The organism is Bradyrhizobium sp. USDA 376 (genome assembly GCF_054063675.1).
The window spans coordinates 637,213-663,033 of the sequence record NZ_JBSSGN010000001.1 but is presented as its reverse complement, the minus strand read 5'-3'; the positions used below and the strand labels follow the sequence as shown (position 1 = coordinate 663,033).

General features: G+C 64.2%; 21 protein-coding genes. 11 read left to right on the top strand and 10 right to left on the bottom strand.

Annotated features, from left to right (window positions below):
- Positions 1–117 precede the first annotated feature (117 nt).
- A complete protein-coding gene (locus tag ACVJ19_RS02920) occupies positions 118–543 on the bottom strand; it encodes a DUF6636 domain-containing protein (protein ID WP_453947946.1) in 426 nt (141 codons plus the stop codon).
- A 150-nt stretch (positions 544–693) separates the two neighbouring features.
- On the opposite strand from ACVJ19_RS02920, the gene ACVJ19_RS02915 reads away from it, so the two are divergent.
- On the top strand, positions 694–1,323 hold the full coding sequence (locus tag ACVJ19_RS02915) for a glutathione S-transferase family protein (protein WP_453947945.1): 630 nt from the start codon (positions 694–696) through the stop codon (positions 1,321–1,323).
- A gap of 530 nt (positions 1,324–1,853) precedes the next feature.
- Here the strand turns inward: ACVJ19_RS02915 and metH are convergent.
- Positions 1,854–5,696: a methionine synthase gene (metH, locus tag ACVJ19_RS02910; RefSeq protein WP_453947944.1), complete on the bottom strand. Its 3,843-nt coding sequence runs from the start codon at positions 5,694–5,696 to the stop codon at positions 1,854–1,856.
- A 6-nt stretch (positions 5,697–5,702) separates the two neighbouring features.
- Positions 5,703–6,623, bottom strand: coding sequence for a methylenetetrahydrofolate reductase [NAD(P)H] (gene metF, locus ACVJ19_RS02905; protein WP_453947943.1), 921 nt, complete (start codon positions 6,621–6,623; stop codon positions 5,703–5,705).
- Positions 6,624–7,018: 395 nt separating this feature from the next.
- Here metF and ACVJ19_RS02900 point away from each other — a divergent pair, with 395 nt between their 5' ends.
- Positions 7,019–8,032, top strand: coding sequence for an LLM class flavin-dependent oxidoreductase (locus ACVJ19_RS02900; RefSeq protein ID WP_453947942.1), 1,014 nt, complete (start codon positions 7,019–7,021; stop codon positions 8,030–8,032).
- A 125-nt stretch (positions 8,033–8,157) separates the two neighbouring features.
- On the opposite strand, the gene ACVJ19_RS02895 is transcribed toward ACVJ19_RS02900, so the two are convergent.
- Positions 8,158–9,015, bottom strand: coding sequence for a prephenate dehydratase (locus ACVJ19_RS02895; RefSeq protein WP_453947941.1), 858 nt, complete (start codon positions 9,013–9,015; stop codon positions 8,158–8,160).
- A 21-nt stretch (positions 9,016–9,036) separates the two neighbouring features.
- On the bottom strand, positions 9,037–9,777 hold the full coding sequence (locus ACVJ19_RS02890; protein WP_453947940.1) for a 3-deoxy-manno-octulosonate cytidylyltransferase: 741 nt from the start codon (positions 9,775–9,777) through the stop codon (positions 9,037–9,039).
- A gap of 236 nt (positions 9,778–10,013) precedes the next feature.
- Here ACVJ19_RS02890 and ACVJ19_RS02885 point away from each other — a divergent pair, with 236 nt between their 5' ends.
- The 6 genes from ACVJ19_RS02885 (at position 10,014) to ACVJ19_RS02860 (ending at position 18,513) form a co-directional block, all read left to right on the top strand.
- Positions 10,014–10,568 (top strand): c-type cytochrome, encoded by a 555-nt coding sequence (locus ACVJ19_RS02885; protein ID WP_453947939.1) that lies wholly within the window; start codon positions 10,014–10,016, stop codon positions 10,566–10,568.
- Positions 10,569–10,781: 213 nt separating this feature from the next.
- Positions 10,782–12,692, top strand: coding sequence for an extracellular solute-binding protein (locus tag ACVJ19_RS02880; RefSeq protein WP_453947938.1), 1,911 nt, complete (start codon positions 10,782–10,784; stop codon positions 12,690–12,692).
- Positions 12,693–12,706: 14 nt separating this feature from the next.
- Positions 12,707–14,581, top strand: a complete 1,875-nt coding sequence (locus ACVJ19_RS02875; protein WP_453947937.1) for an extracellular solute-binding protein — start codon at positions 12,707–12,709, stop codon at positions 14,579–14,581.
- Positions 14,582–14,583: 2 nt separating this feature from the next.
- A complete protein-coding gene (locus tag ACVJ19_RS02870) occupies positions 14,584–15,693 on the top strand; it encodes a microcin C ABC transporter permease YejB (RefSeq protein ID WP_453947936.1) in 1,110 nt (369 codons plus the stop codon).
- Entirely contained in the window at positions 15,693–16,871 is a 1,179-nt protein-coding gene (locus ACVJ19_RS02865) for an ABC transporter permease (protein WP_453947935.1), read from the top strand. Before ACVJ19_RS02870 ends, ACVJ19_RS02865 begins: the two co-directional genes overlap by 1 nt.
- Before the next feature lie 4 nt (positions 16,872–16,875).
- Positions 16,876–18,513 (top strand): ABC transporter ATP-binding protein, encoded by a 1,638-nt coding sequence (locus tag ACVJ19_RS02860; protein ID WP_453947934.1) that lies wholly within the window; start codon positions 16,876–16,878, stop codon positions 18,511–18,513.
- Between the two features lie 83 nt (positions 18,514–18,596).
- On the opposite strand, the gene ACVJ19_RS02855 is transcribed toward ACVJ19_RS02860, so the two are convergent.
- The 4 genes from ACVJ19_RS02855 to ACVJ19_RS02840 all read right to left on the bottom strand — a co-directional run bounded on the left by ACVJ19_RS02855 (position 18,597) and on the right by ACVJ19_RS02840 (position 21,680).
- Positions 18,597–18,827 (bottom strand): hypothetical protein, encoded by a 231-nt coding sequence (locus ACVJ19_RS02855; RefSeq protein ID WP_453947933.1) that lies wholly within the window; start codon positions 18,825–18,827, stop codon positions 18,597–18,599.
- Positions 18,828–18,862: 35 nt separating this feature from the next.
- On the bottom strand, positions 18,863–19,144 hold the full coding sequence (locus ACVJ19_RS02850) for a hypothetical protein (protein WP_453947932.1): 282 nt from the start codon (positions 19,142–19,144) through the stop codon (positions 18,863–18,865).
- Positions 19,145–19,459: 315 nt separating this feature from the next.
- Positions 19,460–20,314, bottom strand: a complete 855-nt coding sequence (locus ACVJ19_RS02845; protein ID WP_453947931.1) for a C40 family peptidase — start codon at positions 20,312–20,314, stop codon at positions 19,460–19,462.
- Positions 20,307–21,680: a leucyl aminopeptidase family protein gene (locus ACVJ19_RS02840; RefSeq protein WP_456739349.1), complete on the bottom strand. Its 1,374-nt coding sequence runs from the start codon at positions 21,678–21,680 to the stop codon at positions 20,307–20,309. The genes ACVJ19_RS02845 and ACVJ19_RS02840 overlap by 8 nt, the downstream gene beginning before the upstream one ends.
- Before the next feature lie 195 nt (positions 21,681–21,875).
- Here ACVJ19_RS02840 and ACVJ19_RS02835 point away from each other — a divergent pair, with 195 nt between their 5' ends.
- From ACVJ19_RS02835 to ACVJ19_RS02825, 3 genes are all read left to right on the top strand, one after another.
- On the top strand, positions 21,876–22,079 hold the full coding sequence (locus ACVJ19_RS02835) for a hypothetical protein (protein WP_183247077.1): 204 nt from the start codon (positions 21,876–21,878) through the stop codon (positions 22,077–22,079).
- Positions 22,080–22,370: 291 nt separating this feature from the next.
- Positions 22,371–23,864, top strand: a complete 1,494-nt coding sequence (locus tag ACVJ19_RS02830; protein WP_453947930.1) for a metallophosphoesterase family protein — start codon at positions 22,371–22,373, stop codon at positions 23,862–23,864.
- Positions 23,865–23,951: 87 nt separating this feature from the next.
- Positions 23,952–24,773, top strand: a complete 822-nt coding sequence (locus ACVJ19_RS02825; protein ID WP_453947929.1) for a tetratricopeptide repeat protein — start codon at positions 23,952–23,954, stop codon at positions 24,771–24,773.
- A 64-nt stretch (positions 24,774–24,837) separates the two neighbouring features.
- Here ACVJ19_RS02825 and ACVJ19_RS02820 read toward each other — a convergent pair whose 3' ends face one another.
- Positions 24,838–25,812 carry a type II secretion system F family protein gene (locus tag ACVJ19_RS02820; protein WP_453947928.1) on the bottom strand — a complete coding sequence of 325 codons (975 nt, stop codon included), beginning with the start codon at positions 25,810–25,812 and terminating at the stop codon, positions 24,838–24,840.
- Positions 25,813–25,821 lie beyond the last annotated feature (9 nt).

Sequence of the window (25,821 nt, the reverse complement as noted above, 5' to 3'; positions counted from 1 at the left end):
AGCACCTCAGGATGACGGTTGAGCTTGTGGCAGCATTGTAGCCCGGGTGAGCGCAGCGACATCCGGGAAGTGTTCAAGAGAAGTCTCGCATATCGCAACGCTCATGTGGGCTATCCCTCAAAACACCCTCTGCTCCGCCCGCGCCAGCGAAAACCCGTGCTGCATGGCGTTGAAGCACGTCAGTCCCGTCTGCTCCGACCGGCACGTGAATCCGCCGCGCTGCCACACCTCGCCATAGGCCAGCACCGGCAGCGAGGCGTCCATCACCGTGTCGCCGGCGCAGATGCGACCCGCGCTGCCCTTGGCGCTCATCTCGAAGGCGTGGCCATAGTCGAGCTCGCAATCAGCCGGGCGGCGCGGGCGCGCGTCCATGTTCATGATGTCGCAGCGGAGCACGCCTTTGTCATTGCCCTGGCCGCTGTCGGTAAAGAACTGACAGACGATGTTCTTCGACGGTGTCAGAAAGCCGATCGGTCGGTCCTGCGCATGGGCGACGCTCGCGGCGGCGAGCAGGGCAAGCGTGGTGAAAGTTCGCAGATGCATGACGAGGCCCAGGCTGATCGACCGTGCATTGATTCCGCCTTGTTGCGGGATACGCAATGCTCTTCTTCCAAGATATTTGTTGCGGCAGGCCCGCATTGGCGATGAACTGGACGGCCCTGCCATATCCCACGACTGACAAGAGCGAGAACCATGTTCCTGATCGGCCAATATGATTCCCCCTTCGTCCGCCGCGTCGCGATTGCGCTGCGGCTTTACGGGCTCGCCTTCGAGCACCGGCCGTGGTCGACCTTCGGCGAGGCCGACAAGATCGCACCGTATAACCCGCTGCGCCGGGTGCCGACGCTGGTGCTCGACGACGGCGAGGCGCTGATCGAGAGCGCGAGCATCCTCGACTATCTCGACGAGCTTGTCGGCGAGGGGAGCGCGATGCTGCCGCGCAGCGGCGCCGGGCGGCGCAAGCACCTGCGCATCTGCGCGCTCGCCTCCGGCCTCGGCGACAAGGCGGTCAGCCTGCTCTATGAGCGCGTGCTGCGGAAGGAGCAGCTTGCATTGTGGGTCGAGCGCTGTCAGGCGCAGATCGCGGATGTCCTCGGCGTGCTCGAGGCCGAGCGCGCCAGGGTGACGACGCCGTACTGGCTTGGCGATCGCATCGGCCACGCCGACATCGCGGTCGCCTGCGTCATCCGCTTCACCCGCGAGGCGCATCCGCGACTGTTCGATGCCGCACGCTATCCGGCGCTCAGCGCGCATGCCGGGCGCTGCGAGGCGTTGCCGCCATTCCAGGAGATCATGCAGCCGCTGGCCCCGCCGAAGGGGTGAGGCGTGCACACCGCGATCACGCTGAATGTCTCCCCAACGTCGTCCTGGCGAAAGCCAGGACCCATTACCCCAGGAAGCAGTTTGGCGAAGATTCGAAGTTCGGTACTGCCACCGGACCTCACCGATGCATCACGCGGTATGGGTCCTGGCTCCCGTGCGCAATTGCGCACTAGGCCAGGACGACACCAACGGTGCGGCGCGCGTTCCGGGATCACGGCGATGGGCGAGGTGGAGAGCGTCGCGCGCGATGGGCGACGATGGAATATTACCGCTGTTTTGCCCGACGCCGCAAGTCGTTTCGGCAAGACCGAAAAATTCGCCAATTCTTTCAACCCTATTCTACTGTGCATGGGGTTGTTTTCGCACTTTTGTTTGGAGCGACGGCCCATCTCCATCGTCGTCCTGGCGAAAGCCAGGACCCATTACCCCAGGGAGGGGTTTGGCGAAGATGAGTTGCTCGGGACTCCTACCGCCGCAATCGATAGATTTCGCGGTATGGGTCCTGGCGTTCGCCAGGACGACAGCGGAGATCAGCCCGCGCCTGCGCGCTTCTTCTGCCAGACCAGATGCACCGCGCAGGTACAGCCCGGCGGATGCGAGGCGAGATCGCTGGACGCCTCGTCGTTTGCCGGCGTCGCCGCGAAGGCCTTCTGCTGTGACGGGATGTAGTTGAGCACCGGCGCGAGCCAGCGCTCGGCTTCCGCCACTGTCATGCCCTTGCGTGCCGCGTAGTCCTCGACCTGGTCGCGCTCGATCTTGCCGACGCCGAAATAATAGCTCTCGGGGTTTGCAAAATAGAGCCCGGACACGGATGAGCCCGGCCACATCGCAAAGCTCTCGGTCAGCTTCACGCCGGCGGTCGCTTCCGCATCGAGCAGCTCGAACAGCGTCGCCTTCTCGGTGTGGTCAGGCTGCGCGGGATAGCCCGGTGCGGGGCGGATGCCCTGATATTTTTCGAGGATCAGCTCGTCGTTGGAGAGCGCCTCGTCCGGGGCATAGGCCCAGAACTCGCGGCGCACGCGGGCATGCATGCGCTCGGCGAAGGCCTCGGCGAGACGGTCGGCCAGTGCCTTGCACAGGATCGAGGAGTAATCGTCGTTCGCCATCTTGAAGCGATCGGCGACCGCGTCCTCGCCGATGCCTGCGGTAACGACGAAGCCGCCGATATAGTCGGGCACGCCGGCAGGCGCGATGAAGTCGGACAGCGCCGCGTTGAAACGGCCCTCGCGCTTCTCGAGCTGCTGGCGCAGAGTGTGCAGCGTCGCGATGCTCCTGGTCCGGCTGTCGTCGGCATAGAGCACGATGTCGTCACCTTGCGCATTCGCCGGCCAGAAGCCGATCGTCGCACGCGCCCGGAACCATTTTTCCTTGACGATGGTGTCGAGCATCTTGCGCGCATCGTCATAGAGCGAGCGCGCGACCTCGCCGACCTTGGCGTCGTCGAGAATGGCCGGGAAGCGCCCCGCGAGCTCCCAGGTCTGGAAGAACGGCGTCCAGTCGATATAGGGCACGAGCTCGGCGAGGTCGTATGCGTCAAAGCTGCGGGTGCCGAGGAAGGTCGGCTTTGCCGGCTTGGCAGCAGTGAAGTCCACCGGCACACGATTGGCGCGGGCGGCAGCGAGCTTCAACCGCTTCTTGTCGGCCTGCGCGCGCAGATGCGCGTCGGAAATCTTTGCATATTCCGCGCGCACCTCGGCGGCGTAAGCCTCGCGCTTCTCGGGCGAGAGCAGCGAGGAAGCGACGCCGACGGCGCGGCTGGCGTCGTTGACGTGCACGACAGGGCCGGCGCGGTAACTCGGGTCGATCTTCACCGCGGTATGCACGCGGCTCGTCGTTGCGCCGCCGATCAGCAGCGGCAGCTTCAGACCTTCGCGCTGCAATTCACCGGCGAAGAACGCCATCTCGTCGAGCGAGGGCGTGATCAGGCCGGACAGGCCGACGATGTCGGCCTTCTCGGCCTTCACGGTCTCGACGATCTTGGCGGCCGGCACCATCACGCCGAGGTCGATCACCTCATAATTGTTGCACTGGAGCACGATGCCGACGATGTTCTTGCCGATGTCGTGGACGTCGCCCTTCACCGTCGCGAGCACGATCTTGCCGGCGGACGAGGAGCCCTCGGTGCCGATGCCGCTCGCAAGGTTGCGCGCCTTCTCCTCCTCCATGAACGGCATGAGGTAGGCAACGGCCTGCTTCATGACGCGCGCGGACTTCACCACCTGCGGCAGGAACATCTTGCCGTCGCCGAAGAGATCGCCGACCACGTTCATGCCGGCCATCAGCGGGCCCTCGATCACATCGAGCGGGCGCGAGGAATTCTTGCGGGCCTCTTCGGTGTCCTGCTCGATGAATTCGGTGATGCCGTGCACCAGCGAATGCGACAGGCGCTTCTCCACCGGCCATTCGCGCCAGGCGAGATCGGCTTCCTTGGATTCGGTCTTCTTGCCGCGGAATTTTTCCGCGAGCGCCAGCAGGCGCTCGGATGCGCCGGGATCGCGGTTCAGCACCACGTCCTCGCACACCTGGCGCAGCTCAGCATCGATGTCGTCATAGACGATCATCTGACCGGCATTGACGATGCCCATGTCCATGCCGGCCTTGATGGCGTGATACAGGAACACCGAGTGCATGGCCTCGCGCACCGGCTCGTTGCCGCGGAACGAGAACGATAAATTGGAGACACCGCCCGAGATGTGCGCGCCCGGCAGGTTCTGGCGGATCCAGCGCGTCGCCTCGATGAAGTCGACGCCGTAATTGTTGTGCTCCTCGATGCCGGTCGCGATCGCGAAAATGTTCGGATCGAAGATGATGTCCTCGGGCGGGAAGCCGACCTTGTTCACCAGGATGTCGTAGGCGCGCTTGCAGATTTCGGTCTTGCGCGCGAACGTGTCGGCCTGGCCGACCTCGTCGAACGCCATCACCACGACGGCCGCGCCGTGGCGGCGGGCTACTTTCGCCTCGTGGATGAATTTCTCCTCGCCTTCTTTCATCGAGATCGAGTTGACGACCGGCTTGCCCTGCACGCATTTCAGGCCCGCTTCGATCACCGAGAATTTCGAGGAGTCGACCATCACGGGGACGCGGGCGATGTCGGGCTCGGCGGCGACGAGGTTGAGGAACGTCACCATCGCTGCTTCGGAATCGAGCAGGCCCTCGTCCATGTTGACGTCGATGATCTGCGCCCCGTTCTCGACCTGGTCGCGCGCGACCTGCAGCGCGGCGGTATAATCGCCGGCGGTGATCAGCTTGCGGAAGCGGGCCGATCCCGTGACGTTGGTGCGCTCGCCCACGTTCACGAACGGAATGGCGTCCGTCAGCACGAACGGCTCGAGGCCGGAGAGCCGCAGGCGCGGTTCGATCTCCGGCACGATGCGCGGCTTGTGCGGGGCGACGGCAGCCGCAATCGCCGCGATATGGTCCGGCGTGGTGCCGCAGCAGCCGCCGACGATGTTGACAAGGCCGTCGCGGGCGAACTCGCCGACGAGGCGCGCCATGTACTCCGGCGTCTCGTCATACTGGCCGAACTCGTTGGGCAGGCCGGCGTTCGGATAGGCGCAGACCAGCGTGTCAGCGACGCGGCCGATATCGGCGATATGGGCGCGCAGGTCTTCCGCGCCGAGCGCGCAGTTGAAGCCGATGGTGACGGGCTTTGCGTGCCGCACCGAATTCCAGAACGCTTCCGGCATCTGTCCGGAGAGCAGGCGGCCGGATTTGTCGGTGATGGTGCCCGACACCATCACGGGCATGTCGATGCCGAGCTCTTCGGTGATCTCGGCGATCGCATAGAGCGCCGCCTTGGCGTTGAGCGTGTCGAAGATGGTTTCGACCAGCAGCAAGTCGACGCCGCCGTCGATCAGGCCGCGGATCTGCTCGCCATAGGATTTGCGCAGGTCGTCGAAGGTGACGGCGCGATAGCCCGGATTGGACACGTCAGGCGAGATCGAGGCGGTGCGGTTGGTGGGGCCGATGGCACCGGCAACGAAGCGCGGCTTGCCGTCCTCGGCTGCGACGCGGCGTGCGGCATTGCCGGCGAGGCGGGCGCCTTCGCGCGCCATCTCGTAGACGATGTCGGCGAGGTCGTAGTCGGCCTGTGCGATCGACGTCGTCGAGAACGTGTTGGTCGCGACGATGTCGGCGCCGGCACGCAAGTAAGCCGCGTGGATGTCCTCGATCGCCTGCGGCTGGGTCAGGATCAAAAGGTCGTTGTTGCCGCGCAGGTCGCGATGGAAATTCTTGAAGCGCTCGCCGCGGAAGGCTTTCTCGTCGAACTGCAGGTTCTGGATCATCGTGCCCATGGCGCCGTCGAGCACGAGGATGCGCTCGCGCGCGGCATTCAGCAGGGCAGTTCGCTTGGCGGAAACGGGTACGGTCATTTTCTCTTATGCAGCCTTCTGGGCGCTCTTGGCGCGAATGCCGAGCAAATGGCTGATCGCGAACACGAGATCGGCGCGGTTCATGGTGTAGAAGTGAAAGGTGTCGACGCCGTGCTTGGCGAGCTTTTGCACCTGGCCGGCCGCGACGGTCGCGGCCACCAGTTTGCGGGTCTCGGCGTCGTCGTCGAGGCCTTCGAATTTCGCGGCGAACCAGTCCGGCACGGTGGTGCCGGCGCGCGTGACGAAATTGCGCGCCTGCTTGAAATTGTGCATGGGCATGATGCCCGGCACGATCGGGATGTCGATGCCGCGGGCGCGAACACGGTCGAGATAGCGGAAGTAGAGGTCGTTATCGAAGAACACCTGCGTGATCGCGCGCGTTGCGCCAGCGTCGACCTTGGCTTTCAGCGTGTCGATGTCGGCATCGAAGTCGCGGGCTTCGGGGTGCTTCTCGGGATAGGCCGAAACGGAGACCTCGATATCGCTGTGCCGCTTCCTGATTCCCGCGACGAGCTCGGCCGAGCTCTGGTAGCCCTCGGGATGGCTGGAATAGGGCGTGCCGATACCGCCGGCGGGGTCGCCGCGCAGCCCGACGATGTGACGGACGCCGACCTCGTGATAGCGGTCGACGATCTCGTCGATCTCGCCGCGCGAGGCACCGACGCAGGTCAGGTGCGCGGCCGGCAGCAGCGCAGTCTCCTTCAGGATGCGCGCGATGGTGGAATGGGTGCGCTCCCGGGTCGAGCCGCCGGCGCCATAGGTCACCGAGACGAATTTCGGATCGAGCGGGGCCAGCCTGTTGATGGTCTCCCAGAGATTGCGCTCCATCTCCTCGGTCTTGGGCGGAAAGAACTCGAAGGAGATCGCTGGCCGCTTCAGGTGCCCATCTTGCCGGTCGGCTGTCGCAGGCGTCGTCAAGTCAGTCATGGCACCACTCGCTCAAGGATCCCGCCAGGTCTTCGCGGCCGGCCGCCGGGTCTAGATTGGGAAGCCTAAGATAGGACAAAGGCCGTAAGATCGACAGCCCATTGGGAATGGGAAATGGCCCACTTGCATCAGATGATGTGACATTTCTTGCCATTTTCGAATAGGAGTGGGATGCTGGGCTAATACATAAATTATGTAGTATTTACATATAGTTGAAGGACGCTCGCGGGAGCGCGGTACCGCTCGAGCTATGGTGGGCAGTGTGATGAACGTGTTTCTCGTGCTTCCTCTGTCCCAACGTTGCGTCTTGGCTGTGCACAGGCGCGGCCCGCACACGCCAGACCTGCGCAGCCGACCCATTGCCGCGGCGGCGCCCTTCACTACGTTAACGCGCCATGATCCCGCTCTCAGTCCTCGACCTCTCCGTCGTCACCACAGGTACAAAGCCCGCCCTGGCGCTGCGCAACAGCATCGACCTGGCGCGGCATGTCGATGGCCTCGGCTATGTCCGCTACTGGCTCGCCGAGCATCACAACCTCGCCTCCGTCGCAAGCCCCGCGCCTGACGTGATGATCGGGCAGATCGCGGCGGTCACGAAGCACATCCGCGTCGGCTCGGGCGGGGTGATGCTCCCCAACCATGCGCCGCTGGTCGTGGCCGAGCGCTTCAAGATGCTGGAGGCGCTGTTTCCCGGCCGCATCGATCTCGGCCTCGGCCGTGCCCCCGGCACTGATGGTGCCACGGCCTACGCGCTGCGTAGCCGGCTCGATCGCCGCGAGGGCGACGATTTTCTGGAGCGGCTGCACGAACTGATCCTGTGGGAGACCCGCGAATTCCCATCAGGGCATCCCTACAACAACGTCGTGGCGATGCCCGACGACACCGCCCTGCCGCCGATCTGGCTGCTCGGCTCCAGCGATTATTCTTCGGAACTCGCCGCGCAAGTCGGCATGGGCTTCGCCTTCGCGCATCATTTTGCATCCCACGATGCGACCGATGCGATGGTGCATTACCGCAATCGCTTCCAGCCGTCGGCCTGGCGCACGAGTCCCCATGCGATCCTCGCGGTGGCCGTCATTGCGGCAGAGACCGATGAGGAGGCCGAAAAGCTCGCGACCTCGTTCGATCTCAATCGCCTCCGTCGCGACCGCGGCCAATATCTGCCGCTGCCGAGCGTCGAGGAGGCGCTGGCCTATCCCTATACGGATTCCGAGCGCAACTCGATTGCCCGCAACCGCTCGCGCCTGTTCGTCGGAAATCCTGCGACGGTGCAGAAAAAGCTGCAGCCGCTGATCGACGCGAGCAAGCCGGACGAGCTGATGGTGATCACCGCCGTGTACGACCACGAAGCGCGGAAGAAGTCATATTCGCTGCTGGCGGAGGCGTTCGGGCTGAAGCAGGCGGCGTAAGGCGTCGTCCCGGCGAAGGCCGGGACCCATACCGCGGGATTTCTCCGAATAAGCTCGATGGCGGAGATCTTCCGCAACAACGCGCAGTCGTGGTTATGGGCCCCGGCCTTCGCCGGGGGCGACGGCTAATCCTGCGACTCGCTGAATGTCGCGCGGAACGGATGCCCCGGATACACGCCGACGATACGAAACTCGCGCGAGAAGAATTTCAGCTCCTCGATGGCAAAGGCGAGGCCCTTGTCCTCGGGGTGGCCGTCGACGTCGGCGTAGAACTGCGTGGCGAAGAAATTGCCGTCGACCATGTAGCTCTCGAGCTTGGTCATGTTGACGCCGTTGGTGGCAAAGCCGCCGAGCGCCTTGTAGAGCGCGGCGGGCAAATTGCGCACGCGGAATACAAAAGTGGTAACCAGCGGGCCCGAGCCTTGCGCGGCCCATTTCGGCTCGCGCGCCAGCACCACGAAGCGCGTGGTGTTGTGGGCCTCGTCCTCGATGTCGTCGGCGAGGATGTCGAGACCGTAGATCTTGGCGGCGAGGCGCGAGGCGATCGCGGCGACCGACTTGTCGTTGCGCTCGGAGATGTCGCGGGCGCTGCCGGCGGTGTCGGCGTGCACGATCGGCTTGATGCCGAGCTTGCGGATGATGCGGCGGCACTGGCCGAGTGCGTGCACATGGCTCTCGACGCTCTTGATGTCTTCGAGCTTGGTCCCCTTCACCGCCATCAGCTGATGCCGGACCGGCAAGAACCATTCGCCGATGATGAACAGGCCGGAGGCCGGCAAGAGGTGATGGATGTCAGCGACGCGCCCGGCGACCGAGTTCTCGATCGGGATCATGCCGAGATCGGCCTCGCCGGACGAAATCGCCGACAGCGCGTCTTCAAAAGTGGCGCAGGGCATCGGCTCGGCGTCGGGATAGGCCTCGACGATGGCGATGTGGGAATTGGCTCCGGGTTCGCCCTGGAATGCGATCTTCATCTTGCTCATGGTCGGCCTTGTAGCAGCGGCTCAGGATTTGGAAAGGATGCTGCGCGCGGTTTCGAGATCGGGCGGCGTGTCGACGCCGCGGGGCACGCTGTCGACGATCATGATGTCGATGCGCATGCCGGCCTCCACCGCCCGGAGCTGCTCAAGGCTCTCCTGACGTTCCAGGGGGGAGGGCGGCAGCGACACGAACCGCTCCAGGGCGGCGCGGCGATAGGCATAAAGGCCGATGTGGTGGTATCGCGGTCCGTTGCCGTAAGGGGCGGTGGCGCGGGTGAAATAAAGTGCACGCAACCGTTTCGGCCCAATCGGCGAGCCGATCGCCTTCACCACGCTCGGTGCGAGGTCCTCCTCCTCGGTGTGGATCTGCGAGGCCAACGTGACGATGTCGACCGCGGGATCGTCGAAGGGCGGCAGCACCTCGCGGATGGTTGCCGGCGTGATGGTCGGGAAATCGCCCTGGAGATTGATCACGATCTCGGCCTTGCCCGCGGGATCGAGCTTCTGCATGGCCTCGTGGATGCGGTCGGAGCCGGAAGGATGGTCGGCGCGGGTCATCACGGCTTCGCCGCCATGGGCGGTCACGACCGAGGCGATCTCGTCGGTGTCGGTGGCCACCGCAACCCGGCCGATGCCGGCGGCCTCAGCTCGGCGCAGGACATGCACGATCATCGGCAGGCCCGCGATATCGGCGAGCGGCTTGCCGGGCAGGCGGGTGGCGGCCATGCGGGCGGGGATCAGCACCAGGATGCGGGGATCGATCATTGGGTTCAAAGGACTGGGGTCAAGGGCCTGGAAATGGAGCGTTTTCCGCGCCGAGAAATGGGGTGGGGACGGGTTCGAAGCCGGGTCGCTTATACGGGTTGCCAGACCCCGGGCAAACCGATATCTCAGTGGCAAAACTCGGGGAAACAACAAGGAACGTTCTGATTCTCCCGAGGCTCGTCCTGGCGGCCGCTTGGGCCGCTGTTTCCTTCTTGCGGTGTGGGGCCTGGCCGGAAATGGACTCTTTCGAACTCAACAAGATTCTCGGTGCCGTGCTCGGCACCTGTCTCATCCTGCTGGTGACGAGCTTCACCGCCCAGGCGCTGTTCTCCCCCAAGATGCCGGAAAAGCCGGGTTTCGAGATTGCCGTGAAGGAAGACGCCGGCCACGGCAAGGAAGGCGGCGCCGCCGCGGCCTCCTCCGAGCCGATCGAGAAGCTGCTCCAGACCGCCTCCGTCGAGAAGGGCGCTGCCGCCGCCAAGAAGTGCGGCGCCTGCCACACCTTCGAGAAGGGCGGCCCGAATCGCGTCGGTCCGAACCTCTATGGCGTCGTCGGTGAGGCCAGGGGTCAGGGCCGTGGCGGCTTCAACTTCTCGGCCGCGATGAAGGGCAAGGGCGGCACCTGGAGTTTCGACGACCTCAACAAGTTCATCGCCAATCCGAAGGGCTTCATCCCGGGCACCGCAATGGGCTTCGCCGGTATCCCCAAGGATTCCGAGCGCGCCGACGTCATCGCCTATCTGAACTCGCTGTCGGAGCATCCGCAGCCGCTGCCGACGGCGTCGAAGTAACGCCTCAAGAACCGATTTTGGAAGATGCGGCCAGGCTGAAAAGCCTGGCCGTTTCCCTATGCGGGCCTCGCGAGCTCGTTATCGGGGCGTTTGGCCGCATCCGAGAGGCCATCCGGCCTTCCAACATGAGGAAAAAGGCAACATATTCCGTCGAAACCTCGCCTATATTGGGACCGTAAAGGAGTAGCCTCCTTCCAAGACAGGACTGTTGATTTGGCCATCACCCGACGCGATCTCCTGCTCACCGGCACTGCGGCCGCAGCGCTTCCCGTCCTCGGTTCCGTGGCGGGCGTTCCCGTCATCGGCGCGGCGCAGGCGCAATCGGCCAGCGAGCTGACTTCAAATGGGTTGCCTTGGCGCCATGCCCTGTCGCTATTCGGCGACATCAAGTACCCCGCCGATTTCAAGCGTTTCGATTACGTCAATCCCGACGCACCCAAGGGCGGCGTCGCGCGCCTGATCTCGATCGGCACCTTCGACAATTTCAACATCACGATCTCCGGCATCAAAGGCAACATCGCGCCGGCTGCGGGCATGATCTACGAAACGCTGATGACCCGGGCACAGGATGAGGTGGCGACCGAGTACGGCGAACTCGCCGAAGCGGCCCAGCATCCGGACGATTTTTCCTGGGTGATCTACCGCCTGCGCAAGGAAGCCCGCTGGCATGACGGCAAGCCGGTGACGCCGGAAGACGTCATCTTCTCGCTGGAGACGTTCAAGCAGCAGAGCCCGATGTACGCCTCCTACTATCGCCACGTGACGAAGGTGGAGAAGGTCGGCGATCGCGACGTCAAATTCACGTTCGATGGGCCGGGCAATCGCGAATTGCCGACCATCGTCGGCGAGCTCACGGTGCTGCCGAAGCATTGGTGGGAGGGCACCGACGCGCAGGGCCGCAAGCGGGACGTCAGCGCGACCACCCTGGAAATTCCACTCGGTTCCGGTCCCTACAGGATCAAGGAATTCGTGGCGGGGCGTTCGATCAAGCTCGAACGGGTCAGGGATCATTGGGGCGCCAATCTGCCGAGCCAGATCGGCCAGAACAATTTCGACGAACTGCGCTTCGAGTTCTTCCGCGACAACCAGGTCGCGCTGGAAGCGTTCAAGGCCGATCAGGCCGACTGGATCGCGGAAAACTCCGCCAAGCAATGGGCAACCGCTTACGACTTCCCGGCGGTGACCGAGAAGCGGGTGATCAAGCAGGAGTTTCCGATCACCGATTCCGGCCGCATGCAGGCCTTCGTCGTCAACAACAGGCGCAACCAGTTCAAGGACGCGCGGGTGCGGCGGGCCTTCAACTATGCCTTCGACTTCGAGGAGATGAACAAGCAGCTGTTCTTCAGTCAGTACAAGCGCATCAACAGCTATTTTGAAGGCACGGAACTCGCCGCGACCGGCCTGCCGCAGGGAGAGGAGTTGCAGATCCTCGAAACCGTGAGGGACAAGGTGCCGCCGGAAGTCTTCACCACGGCATACCAAAACCCTGTTGGTGGCAATCCGGAAGCCGTCCGCGCCAACCTGCGTGAGGCGGCAAAGCTGCTGAAGGAGGCCGGCTTCGAGGTGCGGGACCACAAGCTGGTCGACGCGTCGGGCAAGGTTTTGACGGTCGAGATCCTGGTGCAGGATCCCTCGTCCGAGCGTATCGCGCTGTTCTACAAGCCGTCACTGGAGCGGATCGGCGTCAATACGTCGGTTCGTGTGGTCGATGACGCGCAGTACCAGAACCGACTGCGCAGCTTCGACTTCGACATGATCATCGATCAGTGGGGCGAGTCGCTCTCGCCCGGCAATGAGCAGCGTGAATATTGGAGTTCGGCGACGGCGGACGTTCCGGGTGCGCGCAATACCATCGGCATCAAGAATCCGGCCGTCGATGCCCTGATCGAGAAAGTGATCTTCGCCAAGAACCGCGCCGGTCTCGTCGCTGCCACGCGCGCGCTCGATCGCGTGCTGCTCTGGAATTTCTACGTGGTGCCGCAGTTCACCTATTCGTTCGCGCGCTACGCCCGCTGGGACCGCTTCAGCCATGCTGAGCCGCTGCCGGCATACGGCCGGTCCGGCCTGCCGGCGTTGTGGTGGTACGACGCGGACAAGGCGGCGCGCATCGGAAAACGCTCTTGAGGAAACGATTGCGCATGGCGCAGCTTTCACGCCGGCATGTGCTGGTCCTGGGTGCGGGCGGTGCGCTCAGCGCCGTCCTGTCGCGCGGCGCGGCGGCGTCGGAAGGGCCGGCCGAAGCCCACGGCATCTCGGCGTTCGGCGATCTCAAATATCCCGCCGACTTCCATCATTTCGACTACGTCAATCTCGACGCGCCGAAGGGCGGCACGTTCTCGCTCATCCCCTCGGTGCGCGCCTACAACCAGTCCTACCAGACCTTCAACTCGCTCAACGCCTTCATCCTGAAAGGCGACGGCGCGCAAGGCATGGACATGACGTTTTCACCGTTGATGGTTCGAGCGAACGACGAGCCGGATGCGATGTACGGGCTGGCCGCCAAATCCGTGCAGATATCGCCGGACAAGCTGGTCTATCGCTTCACCATGCGGCCCGAGGCGAAATTCCATGACGGGACCAAACTGACGGCCCACGACGCGGCGTTTTCGCTGACGGCGCTGAAGACCAAGGGACATCCGCTGATCATCGTGCAGATGCGCGACATGGTCAGTGCGGAAGCTCTCGACGATGCGACGCTGGTCGTCACCTTCGCCAAGGGACGCGCGCGCGACGTGCCGCTCTATGTCGCGGGCCTGCCGATCTTCTCCAAGGCGTATTACGCGTCCCGCCCATTCGACGAGTCGTCGCTGGAGATTCCGCTCGGCTCGGGTCCGTACAAGGTCGGCAGGTTCGAGGTCAATCGCTACATCGAATACGAGCGGGTGAAAGACTGGTGGGCCGCCGATCTGCCGGTTTGCCGCGGCAGCTACAATTTCGACGTCGTGCGCTACGAATTCTATCGCGATCGCGATGTCGCCTTCGAGGGCTTTACCGGCAAGAACTATCTCTATCGCGAGGAGTTCACCTCGCGAATCTGGGCGACGCGCTATGACTTTCCCGCCGTGAAGGACGGTCGGGTCAAGATGGAGGTCGTGCCCGACGATACGCCGTCCGGTGCGCAAGGCTGGTTCATCAACACGCGGCGCGAGAAGTTCAAAGACCCGCGCGTGCGCGAGGCCCTGATCAACGCCTTCGATTTCGAATGGACCAACAAGACCATCATGTACGGCGCCTATGCCCGTACGGTGTCGCCATTCCAGAATTCGGACCTCATGGCCGGCAACGGACCTCCGTCGCCCGAGGAGCTGAAGCTGCTGGAGCCGTTCCGCGGCCAGGTTCCGGACGAGGTGTTCGCGGCGCCGTTCACGCCGCCGGTCTCGGACGGCTCCGGGCAGGACCGCAGCCTGCTGCGCAAGGCGCAGCAACTGCTGACTGAAGCCGGCGTGCCGATCAAGGACGGCAAGCGGGTGCTGCCGAACGGCGACGTCTTCAAGATCGAGTTTCTGCTGGACGAGCCTTCGTTCCAGCCGCACCACGCACCCTATGTCAAGAATCTCGCGACGCTCGGCATCGAAGCGAGCGTGCGCGTCGTCGATGCCGTGCAGCACAAGGCGCGGCAGGAAGATTTCGACTTCGACATGACGATCCAGCGCTTCAGCATGTCGGCGACGCCGGGCGATGCCATGCGCGCGTTCTTCTCGTCGCAGGTCGCGAACACCAAGGGCTCTTACAATCTCGCGGGCGTCGCCAGCCCGGCCATCGACGCCATGATCGAGAAGATCATGGCGGCCGACAGCCGCGAGGAATTGACCGTCGCGTGCCGGGCCTTCGACCGCCTGTTCCGCGCCGGCCGCTACTGGGTGCCGCAATGGTACAACAAGACGCACCGGCTGGCTTATTGGGATCAGTTCGGCCACCCCCAGAAGCTGCCGCGTTACGCCAACGGCGTCGGTGCTCCCGACATCTGGTGGTATGAACCCGCGAAGGCGGCCAAGCTCGAGCAGGCGAAATAATCATGAGCGCCTATATCGCCCGCCGTCTCCTCCTGATGATCCCGACCCTGCTCGGGATTCTCTTCGTCTCCTTCGTCGTGGTGCAGTTCGCGCCGGGCGGTCCGGTCGAGCGTGTGATCGCGCAACTCTCGGGCGCCGACACCGGCGGCACGTCGCGCATTTCGGGCGGCGGCGATTTTGCGCAGCGCGCGCCGGGACAGGTCGGTGCCGGTGGCGACGCTATCAACTCCAAATACCGCGGTGCGCAGGGCCTCGATCCTGATTTCATCAAGAAGCTGGAGGCCCAGTTCGGCTTCGACAAGCCGGCACCGGAACGCTTCGCGCTGATGGTGTGGAATTTCGCCCGCTTCGATTTCGGCAAGAGCTATTTCCGCGATGTCAGCGTGCTCCAGCTCATCAAGGAGAAGCTGCCGGTCTCGATCTCGCTTGGCATTTGGCTGACGCTGCTGACCTACCTGATCTCGATCCCGCTCGGCATTCGCAAGGCCGTGAACGACGGCGCGCGGTTCGACACCTGGACATCGACCGTGCTCGTGCTCGGCTATGCCATTCCCGGCTTCCTGTTCGCGATCCTGCTGATCATCCTGTTTGCCGGCGGCTCGTTCTTCAACTGGTTCCCGCTGCGCGGGCTGACCTCGGACGGCTGGTCGCAATTTCCGTGGTACTGGAAGATCCTCGACTACTTCTGGCATCTGACGCTGCCGCTGATCGCCATGGGGTTAGGTGCGTTCACCACCATGACGTTCCTGACCAAGAACTCGTTCCTGGACGAGATTCGCAAGCAATATGTCATGACCGCGCGCGCCAAGGGCTGCAGTGAGAACCGGGTGCTCTACGGCCACGTCTTCCGCAACGCCATGCTGATCGTGATCGCGGGCTTCCCCGGGACCTTCATCCACGCCTTCTTCTCAGGCTCGCTCCTGATCGAGACCATCTTCTCGCTGGATGGGCTCGGGCTGCTCAGCTTCGAGAGCGTGCTCAACCGCGACTATCCCGTCGTGTTCGGCACGCTCTACATCTTTTCGCTGGTCGGACTCGTGATCAACCTGATCTCTGACCTGACCTATATGTGGATCGATCCCCGGATCGATTTCGAGGCACGGGAGGTCTGATGACGATCACCGCGCCGACGCCGATCGAAACCACAGCGAAGTCGCCGCTCGGCGATGTCGTTCCGATCACGCGCAAGCCGTTCGCGCCTTCGCCGCTCAACCGGCGCCGGTGGCAGAACTTCAAGGCCAACCGGCGCGGCTACTGGTCGTTCTGGATATTCATTGCCCTGTTCGTGGTCTCGCTGTTTGCCGAGCTGATCGCCAACGATCGGCCCTTCCTGATCAAGTTCGACGGGCGTCTGTATTGGCCGGCCTTCGTGACCTATTCGGAAACCACCTTCGGCGGCGATTTCGAGACGGCGGCAGACTACCGCGACCCCTATCTGCAGAAGCTCATCAGGGACAAGGGCGGCACCATCGTCTGGCCGCTGATCCGTTACTCCTACGACACGCACAATCTCGACCTGCCGACGCCGGCGCCGTCGCCGCCAACCTGGATGCTGACAGAGAAGCAGTGCCAGCCGGTGGTTGAGAAGAAGGGGCTGAAGAGCTGCCGCGATCTCGAATACAACTGGCTCGGTACCGACGATCAGGGCCGCGATGTGGTGGCGCGGCTGATCTACGGCTTCCGCATCTCCGTGCTGTTCGGCCTTTGCCTCACCATCGTCTCATCTATCATCGGCATCGCGGCCGGCGCGGTGCAGGGCTATTTCGGCGGGCGGGTCGATCTCATCTTCCAGCGCTTCATCGAGATCTGGACGGCAATTCCCTCGCTCTACCTTCTCCTGATCCTGTCCTCGGTGCTCGTGCCCGGCTTCTTCGTGCTGCTCGGTATCTTGTTGCTGTTCTCCTGGGTCTCGCTGGTGGGTCTGGTGCGGGCCGAGTTCCTGCGCGGGCGCAACTTCGAATACATCCAGGCGGCGCGGTCGCTCGGCGTCTCCAACCCTGTCATCATGTTCCGCCACCTGCTGCCGAACGCGATGGTCGCGACCATGACCTTCCTGCCGTTCATCGTGTCGAGCTCGGTGATGACGCTGACGGCGCTCGATTTCCTCGGCTTCGGACTGCCGCCGGGATCGCCTTCGCTCGGTGAGCTGCTGTCGCAGGCCAAGGCCAATGTGCAGGCGCCGTGGCTCGGCTTCTCCGGATTCTTCTCGGTCGCGATCATGCTGTCGCTCCTGATCTTCATCGGCGAAGCCGTGCGCGACGCCTTCGATCCGCGCAAGACGTTCAGGTAAGATCATGGACGCGATCAACCAGCCCCTGCTCAGCGTGCGCGACCTCTCGGTGGCCTTCCATCAGGGCGGCGCCACCACGCTTGCGGTCGACAAGGTCTCGTTCCAGATCAAGCGCGGCGAATGCGTCGCGCTGGTCGGCGAATCCGGCTCCGGCAAGTCGGTCAGCGCGCTCTCGATCCTCAAGCTCCTGCCGTATCCCAACGCCTCCCATCCCTCGGGCAGCATCCGCTTCAAGGGGCAGGAAATAATCGACCAGTCCGAGCAGCAGATGCGGGAGATCAGAGGCAGCGACATCTCGATCATCTTCCAGGAGCCGATGACCTCGCTCAACCCGCTGCACACGATCGAGGCGCAGATCGGCGAGATCATCCAGCTGCACAATCCGACCAGCAACGCCGAGGCGCGCAAGCGGACGCTGGAGCTGCTGACGCAAGTCGGCATCCCCGAGCCCGAGACGCGGCTGAAGAGCTATCCGCACCAGCTCTCCGGCGGCCAGCGCCAGCGCGTGATGATCGCGATGGCGCTCGCCAACGAGCCGGACCTGTTGATCGCGGACGAGCCGACCACGGCGCTTGACGTCACCGTGCAGGCGCAGATCCTGGCGCTGCTCGCCGAGATCCGTTCGCGGCTCGGCATGAGCCTGCTGTTCATCACCCACGATCTCGGCATCGTGCGCCGCATCGCCGACACCGTCTGCGTCATGAAGGGCGGCGTGATCGTCGAGCAAGGGCCGGTCGAGCAGGTCTTCAAGACCCCGAAGCATCCCTATACGCGCGACCTGCTCGCGGCCGAGCCCAAGCCCGATCCGGCGCCGCCGCAGCCGAACGCGCCGGTGGTGATGTCGACCGATGACCTGAAGGTGTGGTTTCCGATCAAGCGCGGCCTGATGCGCAAGACGGTCGGTCACATCAAGGCGGTCGACGGCGTCAGCGTCGCCGTGCGCAAGGGCGAGACGCTCGGCGTCGTCGGCGAATCCGGCTCGGGCAAGACCACGCTAGGGTTGGCGCTGCTGCGGCTGATCTCCTCGAACGGCCGCATCGTATTCCTCGGGAACGACATCCAGGGCCTGCGCTTCAAGGAGATGCGGCCGTTCCGGCGCGACATGCAGATCGTGTTCCAGGATCCGTTCGGCTCGCTCAGCCCGCGCATGTCGGTCGCCGACATCATCGCTGAAGGTCTCTCCGTGCATCAGCCGAAGCTGTCGCGCGAGGAGCGCGAGGCGCGCGTCGTCAAGGCACTGGAAGATGTCGGGCTGAAACCCGACACCCGCCACCGCTATCCCCATGAATTCTCCGGCGGCCAGCGCCAGCGTATCTCGATCGCGCGCGCGGTGGTGCTGGAGCCGGACTTCGTCGTGCTGGACGAGCCGACCAGCGCACTCGACATGCTGTTCCAGGCGCAGATGGTGGATCTGTTGCGCGAGCTCCAGCGCAAGCGCGAGCTCACCTACATGTTCATCTCGCACGACTTACGCGTCGTCGCCTCGCTCGCGAGCCACCTCATCGTGATGCGCGGCGGCAAGGTGGTGGAGGAAGGCCAGGCGTCCGAACTGTTCAAGAACCCGAAGACGGATTACACGCGCGCGCTGTTTGCCGCCGCGTTCCGGCTGGAGACGGCAGGCAACGGGGCGGTGGCGACGTGATCCCGTCATTCCGGGGCGCGCGACAGCGCGAGCCCCGGGGACGCTTCCGCTAGTGGCCAAGGCGGCCTCCCAGTCGCGTTGAACTACGCGGCGCGCTCCTTGTCTGATTGTTCCTCGACCGTAGTCGCTGTTTCTTCCAGCTTCTTTTCGTAATTGCCCGCGAGCTTCTCAATACTGTCGGCCCACATCCTCAGCATTGAGACCTGAAAGTGGATCATCGGCTTCAAGGCATTCATGCCGATTGCTGTCGCTGCTGCGATGCGCCGTTGTGGGTCGCCCGCGAGATGGTTTGGAGTGGCGGTCTTGTCTGCCATGGTTCGCTCCTTCGCTCGGGTGTTACGGCCTAAAGTCACCTCTCGGGTTGTGAATTGCGCGCTTCTAAACACTCGGCAAAAATTTGATCTGCCGCGAGTCGCGCACATTGGTCGTCATGCAGTTCATCCAGTTTCTTCAAGTAGGCGACTGCGGCTATTTGCAAGAGATCGAAATTATCTTCGCCGGTTTTGCGAAGATTGGCGATGTAGCGATAGAGGGCGGAACGCCTGTCATCATTCTCGCTGATGCCGCTGTGGAGCAGCAAGTAGTTCCGCCAAGCGAACGCACACGCGCCTTCTCTGGCCTGAGAACTCATGGGCACCTCCCAAAGCCAGAGAAAGACTGACGAAGTGTTTCGTTCCGCAAATCTCTCAGTTGTAACGTTGTTCCGTAGCTGCGCCGCGAGATGCCTATTGGCCGGGGGCGGGTTGCCTTTCGAGTGATGGCCTGCCCGAATGATCGTGCGTCTGTTCCATGAGAGCTTGGAGAACGTGTGAGACTTCCGGTTCCATCTGCGCTGGAGTGTCGCAGTCGACCCGCTCAAATTAGGCCCGAGACCGACATGCGGTCATATCGGTTTCGACGTCGCCTTCCGGAGGTAAAGCGGACGCGGCTAATTATGGCAGACGGCCTACAGCCGCTTGATCGCCGCGACCTCGCTGCCAGCCTGCCTGATCCGCGCGAGCGCCGGCTCGATCGGCTCAATCACCGTTGCCATGTGATGTGCGTTGGCGTGCACCATCGAGCCGGCGTCGCGCACGATCGCGACATGCCCCTTCCAGAAGATTAAATCGCCGCGTTGTAGCCGGCTCCGCTCGTGCGGCTCCAGCGCGCGGCCGAGTCCCGCCTGTTGCATGTCGCTGTCGCGCGGGCAGCCGATGCCAGCGGCGGTCAGCGACACCTGTACGAGACCCGAGCAATCGATGCCAAGGCTGCTCTTGCCGCCCCACAAATAGGGCGTGCCGACGAAGCGCTCGGCCACCGCGACGAAGTCCGGCTCGCGATGATCGAGCGGGACGAGATGCGTCTTTGGCACGAAGGTCCCGTCGCGCGTCACGGCGAAGCTGCCGTCCTCGCGTGCCACCACGAGCTTCGAGCCCAGTACGAGCGTGGCGGCCGGCGGCAGTTTGATGGAAGGACCGGGGAAGACCAGCGTCCGCAGTGCGCCCACCTTGTGCGTCGGCGCGGCCGCCGGCTTCATCAGCGCTGCATCCGGCAGCCAGCCGACATAGCCGTCGCCATTGAGCTGGCCCCAGGCCCAGCCCTCGCCGTTGCGATCGTAGACCGTGACGCGTTCGCCGCGCAGCGCCTCTGTCATCAGCATTGCGCCCGATGACGGCTGCTCGCGCACGGGCGCGATCGGCTCGACCACCTCGAACTCTTCACCTTCGACGAAGCGCTGCGCCTCGACCTTGCCTTCGAGATATTTGGCGGCGAGGTCGCCCCGCGCCGGGGTCAGCCTTGGATCGTGTCCTGGATCACGCATAGCGCTCGCTCAGCAAGGCGTAGATGGCGCGCGCGGCCTGGCACTCGCCGCCCTCGGGCCGCGCCGGCTTCGCCGACGGTGTCCAGCCGTAGATGTCGACATGCAGCCAGCTTCCGGCCTGCTCGACGAAACGTTGCAGGAACAGCGCGCAGGTGATCGAGCCGGCAAAGCCGCCTGATGGTGCGTTGGTGATGGTGGCGGTCTTGGAGTCCAGCCACGCATCGTAAGGCGGCCACAGCGGCATGCGCCACAACGGATCGTTCTCCTTCACCGCGCAGCGCGCGACCTCAGTGGCCAGCGTCTCATCATTGGTGTAAAAGGGCGGTAAATCCGGCCCCAGCGCGACACGCGCTGCACCGGTCAGCGTGCCCAGATCGATCAACAGGTCTGGCTTCTCCTCGTCCGCCAATGCCAATGCGTCGGCGAGCACCAGACGCCCTTCCGCATCCGTGTTCCCGATCTCGACCGTGATGCCCTTGCGCGAGGTAAAAATGTCGAGCGGGCGGAAAGCGTTGCCGGAGACGGCGTTTTCCACCGCCGGGATCAGCACGCGCAGCCGCACCTTCAGTTTCGCGTCCATCACCATGCGCGCCAGCGCCAGCACGTTGGCGGCGCCGCCCATGTCCTTCTTCATGATCAGCATGCCGCTCGACGGCTTGAGGTCGAGCCCGCCGGTGTCGAAGCAGACGCCCTTGCCGACCAGCGTCACCTTGGGATGATCAGGATCGCCCCAGCCGATGTCGATCAGCCGCGGTGCGCGGTCGGAGGCCATGCCGACGGCGTGGATCAGCGGAAAATTCGTCTTCAGATCCTCGCCGATGGTGCAGGCAAAGCTCGCGCCGAACTCGGCGGCGAGCGCTTGCGCGGCTGCGGCGAGCTGCTCCGGCCCCATGTCGTTGGAGGGCGTGTTGATGAGGTCGCGTGCCAGCATCGCGGCGTCCGCCACGCGATCGATCTCGGCGGCATCGACGCCGTCGGGCGGCACCAGGCGGACCTCGGGCCTTTCGGCCTTGCGGTAGCGGGAAAAGCGGTAGCACCCCAGTGCAAACGCGAGCGTGGCGAGCCGCGCATCGTGCGGCGCGTTGGCGAAGCGATAGGTCCCCGGCGGCAGCAGGCCGGGCAGGGCGCCCGGCCGGAACAGATCGCGCGACCTTGCCCCTTCGTCCTCGAGGCCGAACAGCACTTGCGCGATCGCACCGTCGGGCGCAGGCAGCGCGAGATATCCGCCGGCCTTGGCGGAGTAACCGCTGGCAGTCGCGAATTGGCGCTGCGCCGGCGGCAGCGTCTCACGCACCGCATCCCAGCTCGACTTGGTGACGAAGGTGATCGGGATGGCGGTTGAGGACGTCTCGAAGACAGAGGGCATTGGCGGGTCCGGATCGTCAGGTCAGCGAACTCCAGCAGACTTCGCAGAGTTTTGCCGTGGCTGCAATCGGCTTTGCTGCCACCGCTCAGTGAGCCGCTACTCGCAGCAAGTGGCCCATGCTAGGTTCCGGCAATGGCCGCCAGGCGGACGCAGATCGCCGGCGGCCGGAGGCGAGGCCTGCCGGGAGGGAATGCAATGGAATTTGTGTGGAGCGTGGTCACATTCATCGGCCAGGCCGTCGAGGCGATCTTCGGCTATGTCGAGCATCATCATTGGATCTTTGCCTTCCTTGCCGGCGGCTACGTCTTTTATCTTCACGACCGCTCCGTCCACGCACGCTTCGATGCGCTCGACAAGCGCGTCGACGAAATCCGCAAGCGGCTTGCCATCGAATATTGATCGGACGAGACGAAACCGCTGTGCGGCAGCTCTCGTATTCATGTTGAGAACTGCTGTTCACGAGAGCGCGGCCATGGGGCTTTACTAGCGCTACGGTTGTGGCATCATTGGCGAATATTTTAGATTGTGCCGTGCGCGTATGCACGCATGGAGCGCAGAAATGCGGCGGCACACGTTGATCCTTGCTCCGGGCTGATCCTTGCCCGGGGCAGGGACCGGCTTCAACCTATTCGTCGAAGGCATTTCTCTCATTGTTTTGGGCGGCGCAGCATTCGAAATGAGCGGCGCAGAATGGATAGATCGTTCGTTATTGCGCAGATCTCCGACCTGCATCTGGACGGGTCAGGCCGGCTGCTCGCGGCGATCGAGGCGCTCGGCGCTGCTCTGCGCGAGAGGATGGCGGACTTCGCCGACATTCCCGATCGCATCCTGCTGATCACGGGCGATCTCGTCGATGACCCGACGCCGCGTGCGCTCGACGAAGCGCTCGCGGTCATCGCATCCTTCCGGCAGACCGGGCTGTTCACCGACATCCAGGCGGTCGCCGGCAATCACGACGTCAAGCGGGCGAGCCAGCGTGCGGGCCGTCACGACGTCTATGATTACCTGCATCTGCCGCGTACCTCGAAGAGCGTCTACTACCGCCAGGCCGGCCTTGATCTGGTGCTGCTGGATTCCAATCGTGCAAGCCTCACGACGCTGGCGAGCGGCAATATCGACCAGGGCACCTACAGCACGATGGTTGCCGATTCCGCCAGGCTGAGTGTCGAGCTCGCAGGCAGCCTTGGATCGGCGGGACGCGCCGATTATTCCGAGCCGGCCGAAAACCTGGTGCGGGTGCTGGCGCTGCACCATCATCCGCTGCCGCAGGCGACCGGCGAAGCAAAGCGGTTTCTCGGCGCGCCGGATGAGCCGTTGATGTATCTCGCCGCGCCCGCCACCTTCCTCGAAGCGGCGACCTCGCTCAACGTCGATCTGGTTCTGCACGGTCACCGGCATGTCGAGGGACTGACCCGCTATTCGATTCCGGATCCGCGTGCGACGCGGAGCGCGGGCAGTGAAGCGTTCTGGCGCACCATCTACGTGCTGTCCTGTCCATCCTCGACCGGGCAGGGCGGCGACGATGCCGGCTTCAACATCATCCATTTCGGCCCGATGTCCGATGCCGGCAATTCCGAATATGGATTTGCGATCGCGCGCCATTCGCGGCCGCGCGATGGCGGCGGCTTCCGCCTGCTCGACTCGAACCTGCCGGATGGCGTAATCCGCCTGCCGGCGGGGCGAGATTGCTCCCGCGACCCGGCCGTCCAGGCGGCGATCGAGATCGCTTCAATCGCGACACTGACGCGGGATCAAATGGCGGCACTGGCGCGGCGGCTGCTGATGCGCCGTGCCTTCTACGCCGACGGCGAGCCGGCCTCCGCGAATGCGCTCCACACCTATCTCGTCACCACTCAGGCCTGGGCCGATCTCGACCGCAAGTACTCGAGGTCGGCGTCCGGGCATGATGCCGATGCGATTGCCGCGGTGGCGTTGCTGCTGCGCCGGCTGGTCGAGCAATCCGCCGGCGTGCTTGGCATCGATCAGATTCAGCTCGACGAGCTCCTTGCGAGGCGTCTGGTCAGCCGTGAGGATCTCCGGCGCGAATGCCAGGGAAAGCTGCGTATGGGGACTGACGTCGAGGCGCAGGTGCTGCAACTGCTGCGGGACCTGAACGAGCAAATGAAAGTGCTCGGCCTCGATCTGGGGCTCGGCGACGAGGCCCCGCCGCAGACGCCGCCGTGAGGGCGCCCGGCGTTAACCGGCCATTAGGGTTAACAGTCTATTGCTGGCGCGTTCGGCTCGATCCATCCGCTCGAGAGTCAAAGCGACATGCGTCAACGGTTCAGTCCTGCCCGGCTTCTCGCGTCTGCCTCGCTCGTCGCGATGGTGGCGATCAGCCTTGGCGGCTGCACGGCAATGTCAAAGCTCTCCGACGTCACCGGCTCGATCGGGTCGACCGGATCGCGCGCGGAGGCAGCCCCCGCCGATCCCGCGCGCGCCGTCGAAGTCTATGGCGAGCGTTACCGTGCCAATCCCAAGGACGCCGAGGCCGCGCTCGGCTATGGCCAGGCCCTGCGTGCCAATGGCCAGCGCGCCCAAGCCGCCGCCGTGCTCGAGCAGGCGACCATCGCCAATCCCGGCAACAAGCTGCTGCTCGCCCAGTACGGCCGCGCGCTCGCCGACAACGGCAATTTCCAGCAGGCTTTCGACGTGCTGTCGAAGGCGCATTCGCCCGACAATCCGGATTGGCGCCTGCTCTCGGTGCAGGGCACGGCACTCGATCAGATGGGCCGCCACGAGGAGGCGCGCTCCTATTATGCGAGCGCGCTGAAGATCGCACCGGGCGATCCCGGCGTGCTCTCCAATCTCGGCCTGTCCTACATGCTGTCGAAGGACCTGCCCAAGGCCGAGGAGGCACTGCGGCAGGCCTACGCCTCGCCGCGCGCCAGTAGCCGGGTGCGGCAGAATCTCGGCCTGGTCGTCGGTCTCCAGGGCCGCTTCGCCGAGGCCGAGACCATCGTGAAGGCGGACCTGCCGCCGGACCAGGCCGCGGCCAACGTCGCCTATCTCAAGGACATGCTGAGCCGCAGCGAGGGTCCGCGCGGCGCGCCGAAGCGGACGCCGGTCGCCTCGCTCAGTCAGTCCGACTGATCCGCCCCCAGATCGCCTCGTCCTGACTTCGCCGAGGCGGACCGCACGCGGTCCGCCTTCCGCGTCACTGCAGCTCGGAGATCTTGATGCCCGTCGGGCCGAGAATGACGACGAACAGCACCGGCAGGAAGAACAGGATCATCGGCACCGTCAGTTTCGGCGGCAGCGCGGCCGCCTTCTTCTCGGCCTCGTTCATGCGCATGTCGCGGTTTTCCTGCGCCATGACGCGCAACGAGTGCCCGAGCGGAGTGCCGTAACGTTCCGCCTGCTGAAGCGCGAGACACACCGATTTGACGCCCTCGAGCCCGGTGCGCCGCGCCAGGTTCTCGTAGGCCACCTTGCGGTCCTGCAAATAGGACAGCTCGGCGGTGGTCAGCGCGAACTCTTCCGACAGCGCGATCGACTGGCCCACGATCTCGGCGGCGACCTTCCGGAACGCCATTTCGACCGACATGCCGGATTCGATGCAGATCAGCAGCAGGTCGAGCGCGTCGGGAAAGGCGCGCCTGATCGAGAGCTGGCGCTTGGAGATCGCGTTCTTGAGGAACAGCATCGGCGCCTGCAGGCCGGCATAGGCGGCGCCGATGCAGATACCGATCTTGACCGGCAGCGGCTTTTCCATGTGCGCGATCAGGAACACGTACAGGATCGAGCCCATGAACAGCACGAGCGGAGCGACCATGCGCGCAAACAGGAAGGTGATGTAGGGCGCCTGGCCGCGGTAGCCCGCCATGATGAGCTTGTCGCGGGCGGCTTCCTGCGCGAGCCATTTGGTGAGGTTGAAGTCCTCGACGACCTTGGAGACGATCTGCTTCGGCGTCTGGCGCAGCGAGACCTTTTCGTTCTTGTTGAGACGGTCGCGCTCGCGCTGCCGGATGCGTTCGCGTTCGCTTGCCACCGCCTTCATGCGCTTGGAGAGGCCTTCGCCGGCGAACAGCGGCATCACCAGCGTATAGACGGTGGCGCTGGCGGCGATGGCCGCCAGCAGCATGGTCATGAAGCGGACGTCATGCAGTTTCGAAACGAGAAATTCGACCATACGCCACCG

What these genes read in the sequence shown, in the direction of transcription:
- ACVJ19_RS02900 (WP_453947942.1), top strand. Translation starts at nt 7,019, where the DNA reads ATGATCCCGCTCTCAGTCCTCGACCTCTCCGTCGTCACCACAGGTACA.
- ACVJ19_RS02865 (WP_453947935.1), top strand. Translation starts at nt 15,693, where the DNA reads ATGACGATCACCGCGCCGACGCCGATCGAAACCACAGCGAAGTCGCCG.
- metF (WP_453947943.1), bottom strand. Translation starts at nt 6,623, where the DNA reads ATGACTGACTTGACGACGCCTGCGACAGCCGACCGGCAAGATGGGCAC.
- ACVJ19_RS02890 (WP_453947940.1), bottom strand. Translation starts at nt 9,777, where the DNA reads ATGATCGATCCCCGCATCCTGGTGCTGATCCCCGCCCGCATGGCCGCC.
- ACVJ19_RS02895 (WP_453947941.1), bottom strand. Translation starts at nt 9,015, where the DNA reads ATGAGCAAGATGAAGATCGCATTCCAGGGCGAACCCGGAGCCAATTCC.
- ACVJ19_RS02860 (WP_453947934.1), top strand. Translation starts at nt 16,876, where the DNA reads ATGGACGCGATCAACCAGCCCCTGCTCAGCGTGCGCGACCTCTCGGTG.
- ACVJ19_RS02830 (WP_453947930.1), top strand. Translation starts at nt 22,371, where the DNA reads ATGGATAGATCGTTCGTTATTGCGCAGATCTCCGACCTGCATCTGGAC.
- ACVJ19_RS02820 (WP_453947928.1), bottom strand. Translation starts at nt 25,812, where the DNA reads ATGGTCGAATTTCTCGTTTCGAAACTGCATGACGTCCGCTTCATGACC.
- ACVJ19_RS02835 (WP_183247077.1), top strand. Translation starts at nt 21,876, where the DNA reads ATGGAATTTGTGTGGAGCGTGGTCACATTCATCGGCCAGGCCGTCGAG.
- ACVJ19_RS02920 (WP_453947946.1), bottom strand. Translation starts at nt 543, where the DNA reads ATGCATCTGCGAACTTTCACCACGCTTGCCCTGCTCGCCGCCGCGAGC.
- ACVJ19_RS02915 (WP_453947945.1), top strand. Translation starts at nt 694, where the DNA reads ATGTTCCTGATCGGCCAATATGATTCCCCCTTCGTCCGCCGCGTCGCG.
- ACVJ19_RS02885 (WP_453947939.1), top strand. Translation starts at nt 10,014, where the DNA reads ATGGACTCTTTCGAACTCAACAAGATTCTCGGTGCCGTGCTCGGCACC.
- ACVJ19_RS02875 (WP_453947937.1), top strand. Translation starts at nt 12,707, where the DNA reads ATGGCGCAGCTTTCACGCCGGCATGTGCTGGTCCTGGGTGCGGGCGGT.
- ACVJ19_RS02855 (WP_453947933.1), bottom strand. Translation starts at nt 18,827, where the DNA reads ATGGCAGACAAGACCGCCACTCCAAACCATCTCGCGGGCGACCCACAA.
- ACVJ19_RS02870 (WP_453947936.1), top strand. Translation starts at nt 14,584, where the DNA reads ATGAGCGCCTATATCGCCCGCCGTCTCCTCCTGATGATCCCGACCCTG.
- metH (WP_453947944.1), bottom strand. Translation starts at nt 5,696, where the DNA reads ATGACCGTACCCGTTTCCGCCAAGCGAACTGCCCTGCTGAATGCCGCG.
- ACVJ19_RS02850 (WP_453947932.1), bottom strand. Translation starts at nt 19,144, where the DNA reads ATGAGTTCTCAGGCCAGAGAAGGCGCGTGTGCGTTCGCTTGGCGGAAC.
- ACVJ19_RS02840 (WP_456739349.1), bottom strand. Translation starts at nt 21,680, where the DNA reads ATGCCCTCTGTCTTCGAGACGTCCTCAACCGCCATCCCGATCACCTTC.
- ACVJ19_RS02825 (WP_453947929.1), top strand. Translation starts at nt 23,952, where the DNA reads ATGCGTCAACGGTTCAGTCCTGCCCGGCTTCTCGCGTCTGCCTCGCTC.
- ACVJ19_RS02845 (WP_453947931.1), bottom strand. Translation starts at nt 20,314, where the DNA reads ATGCGTGATCCAGGACACGATCCAAGGCTGACCCCGGCGCGGGGCGAC.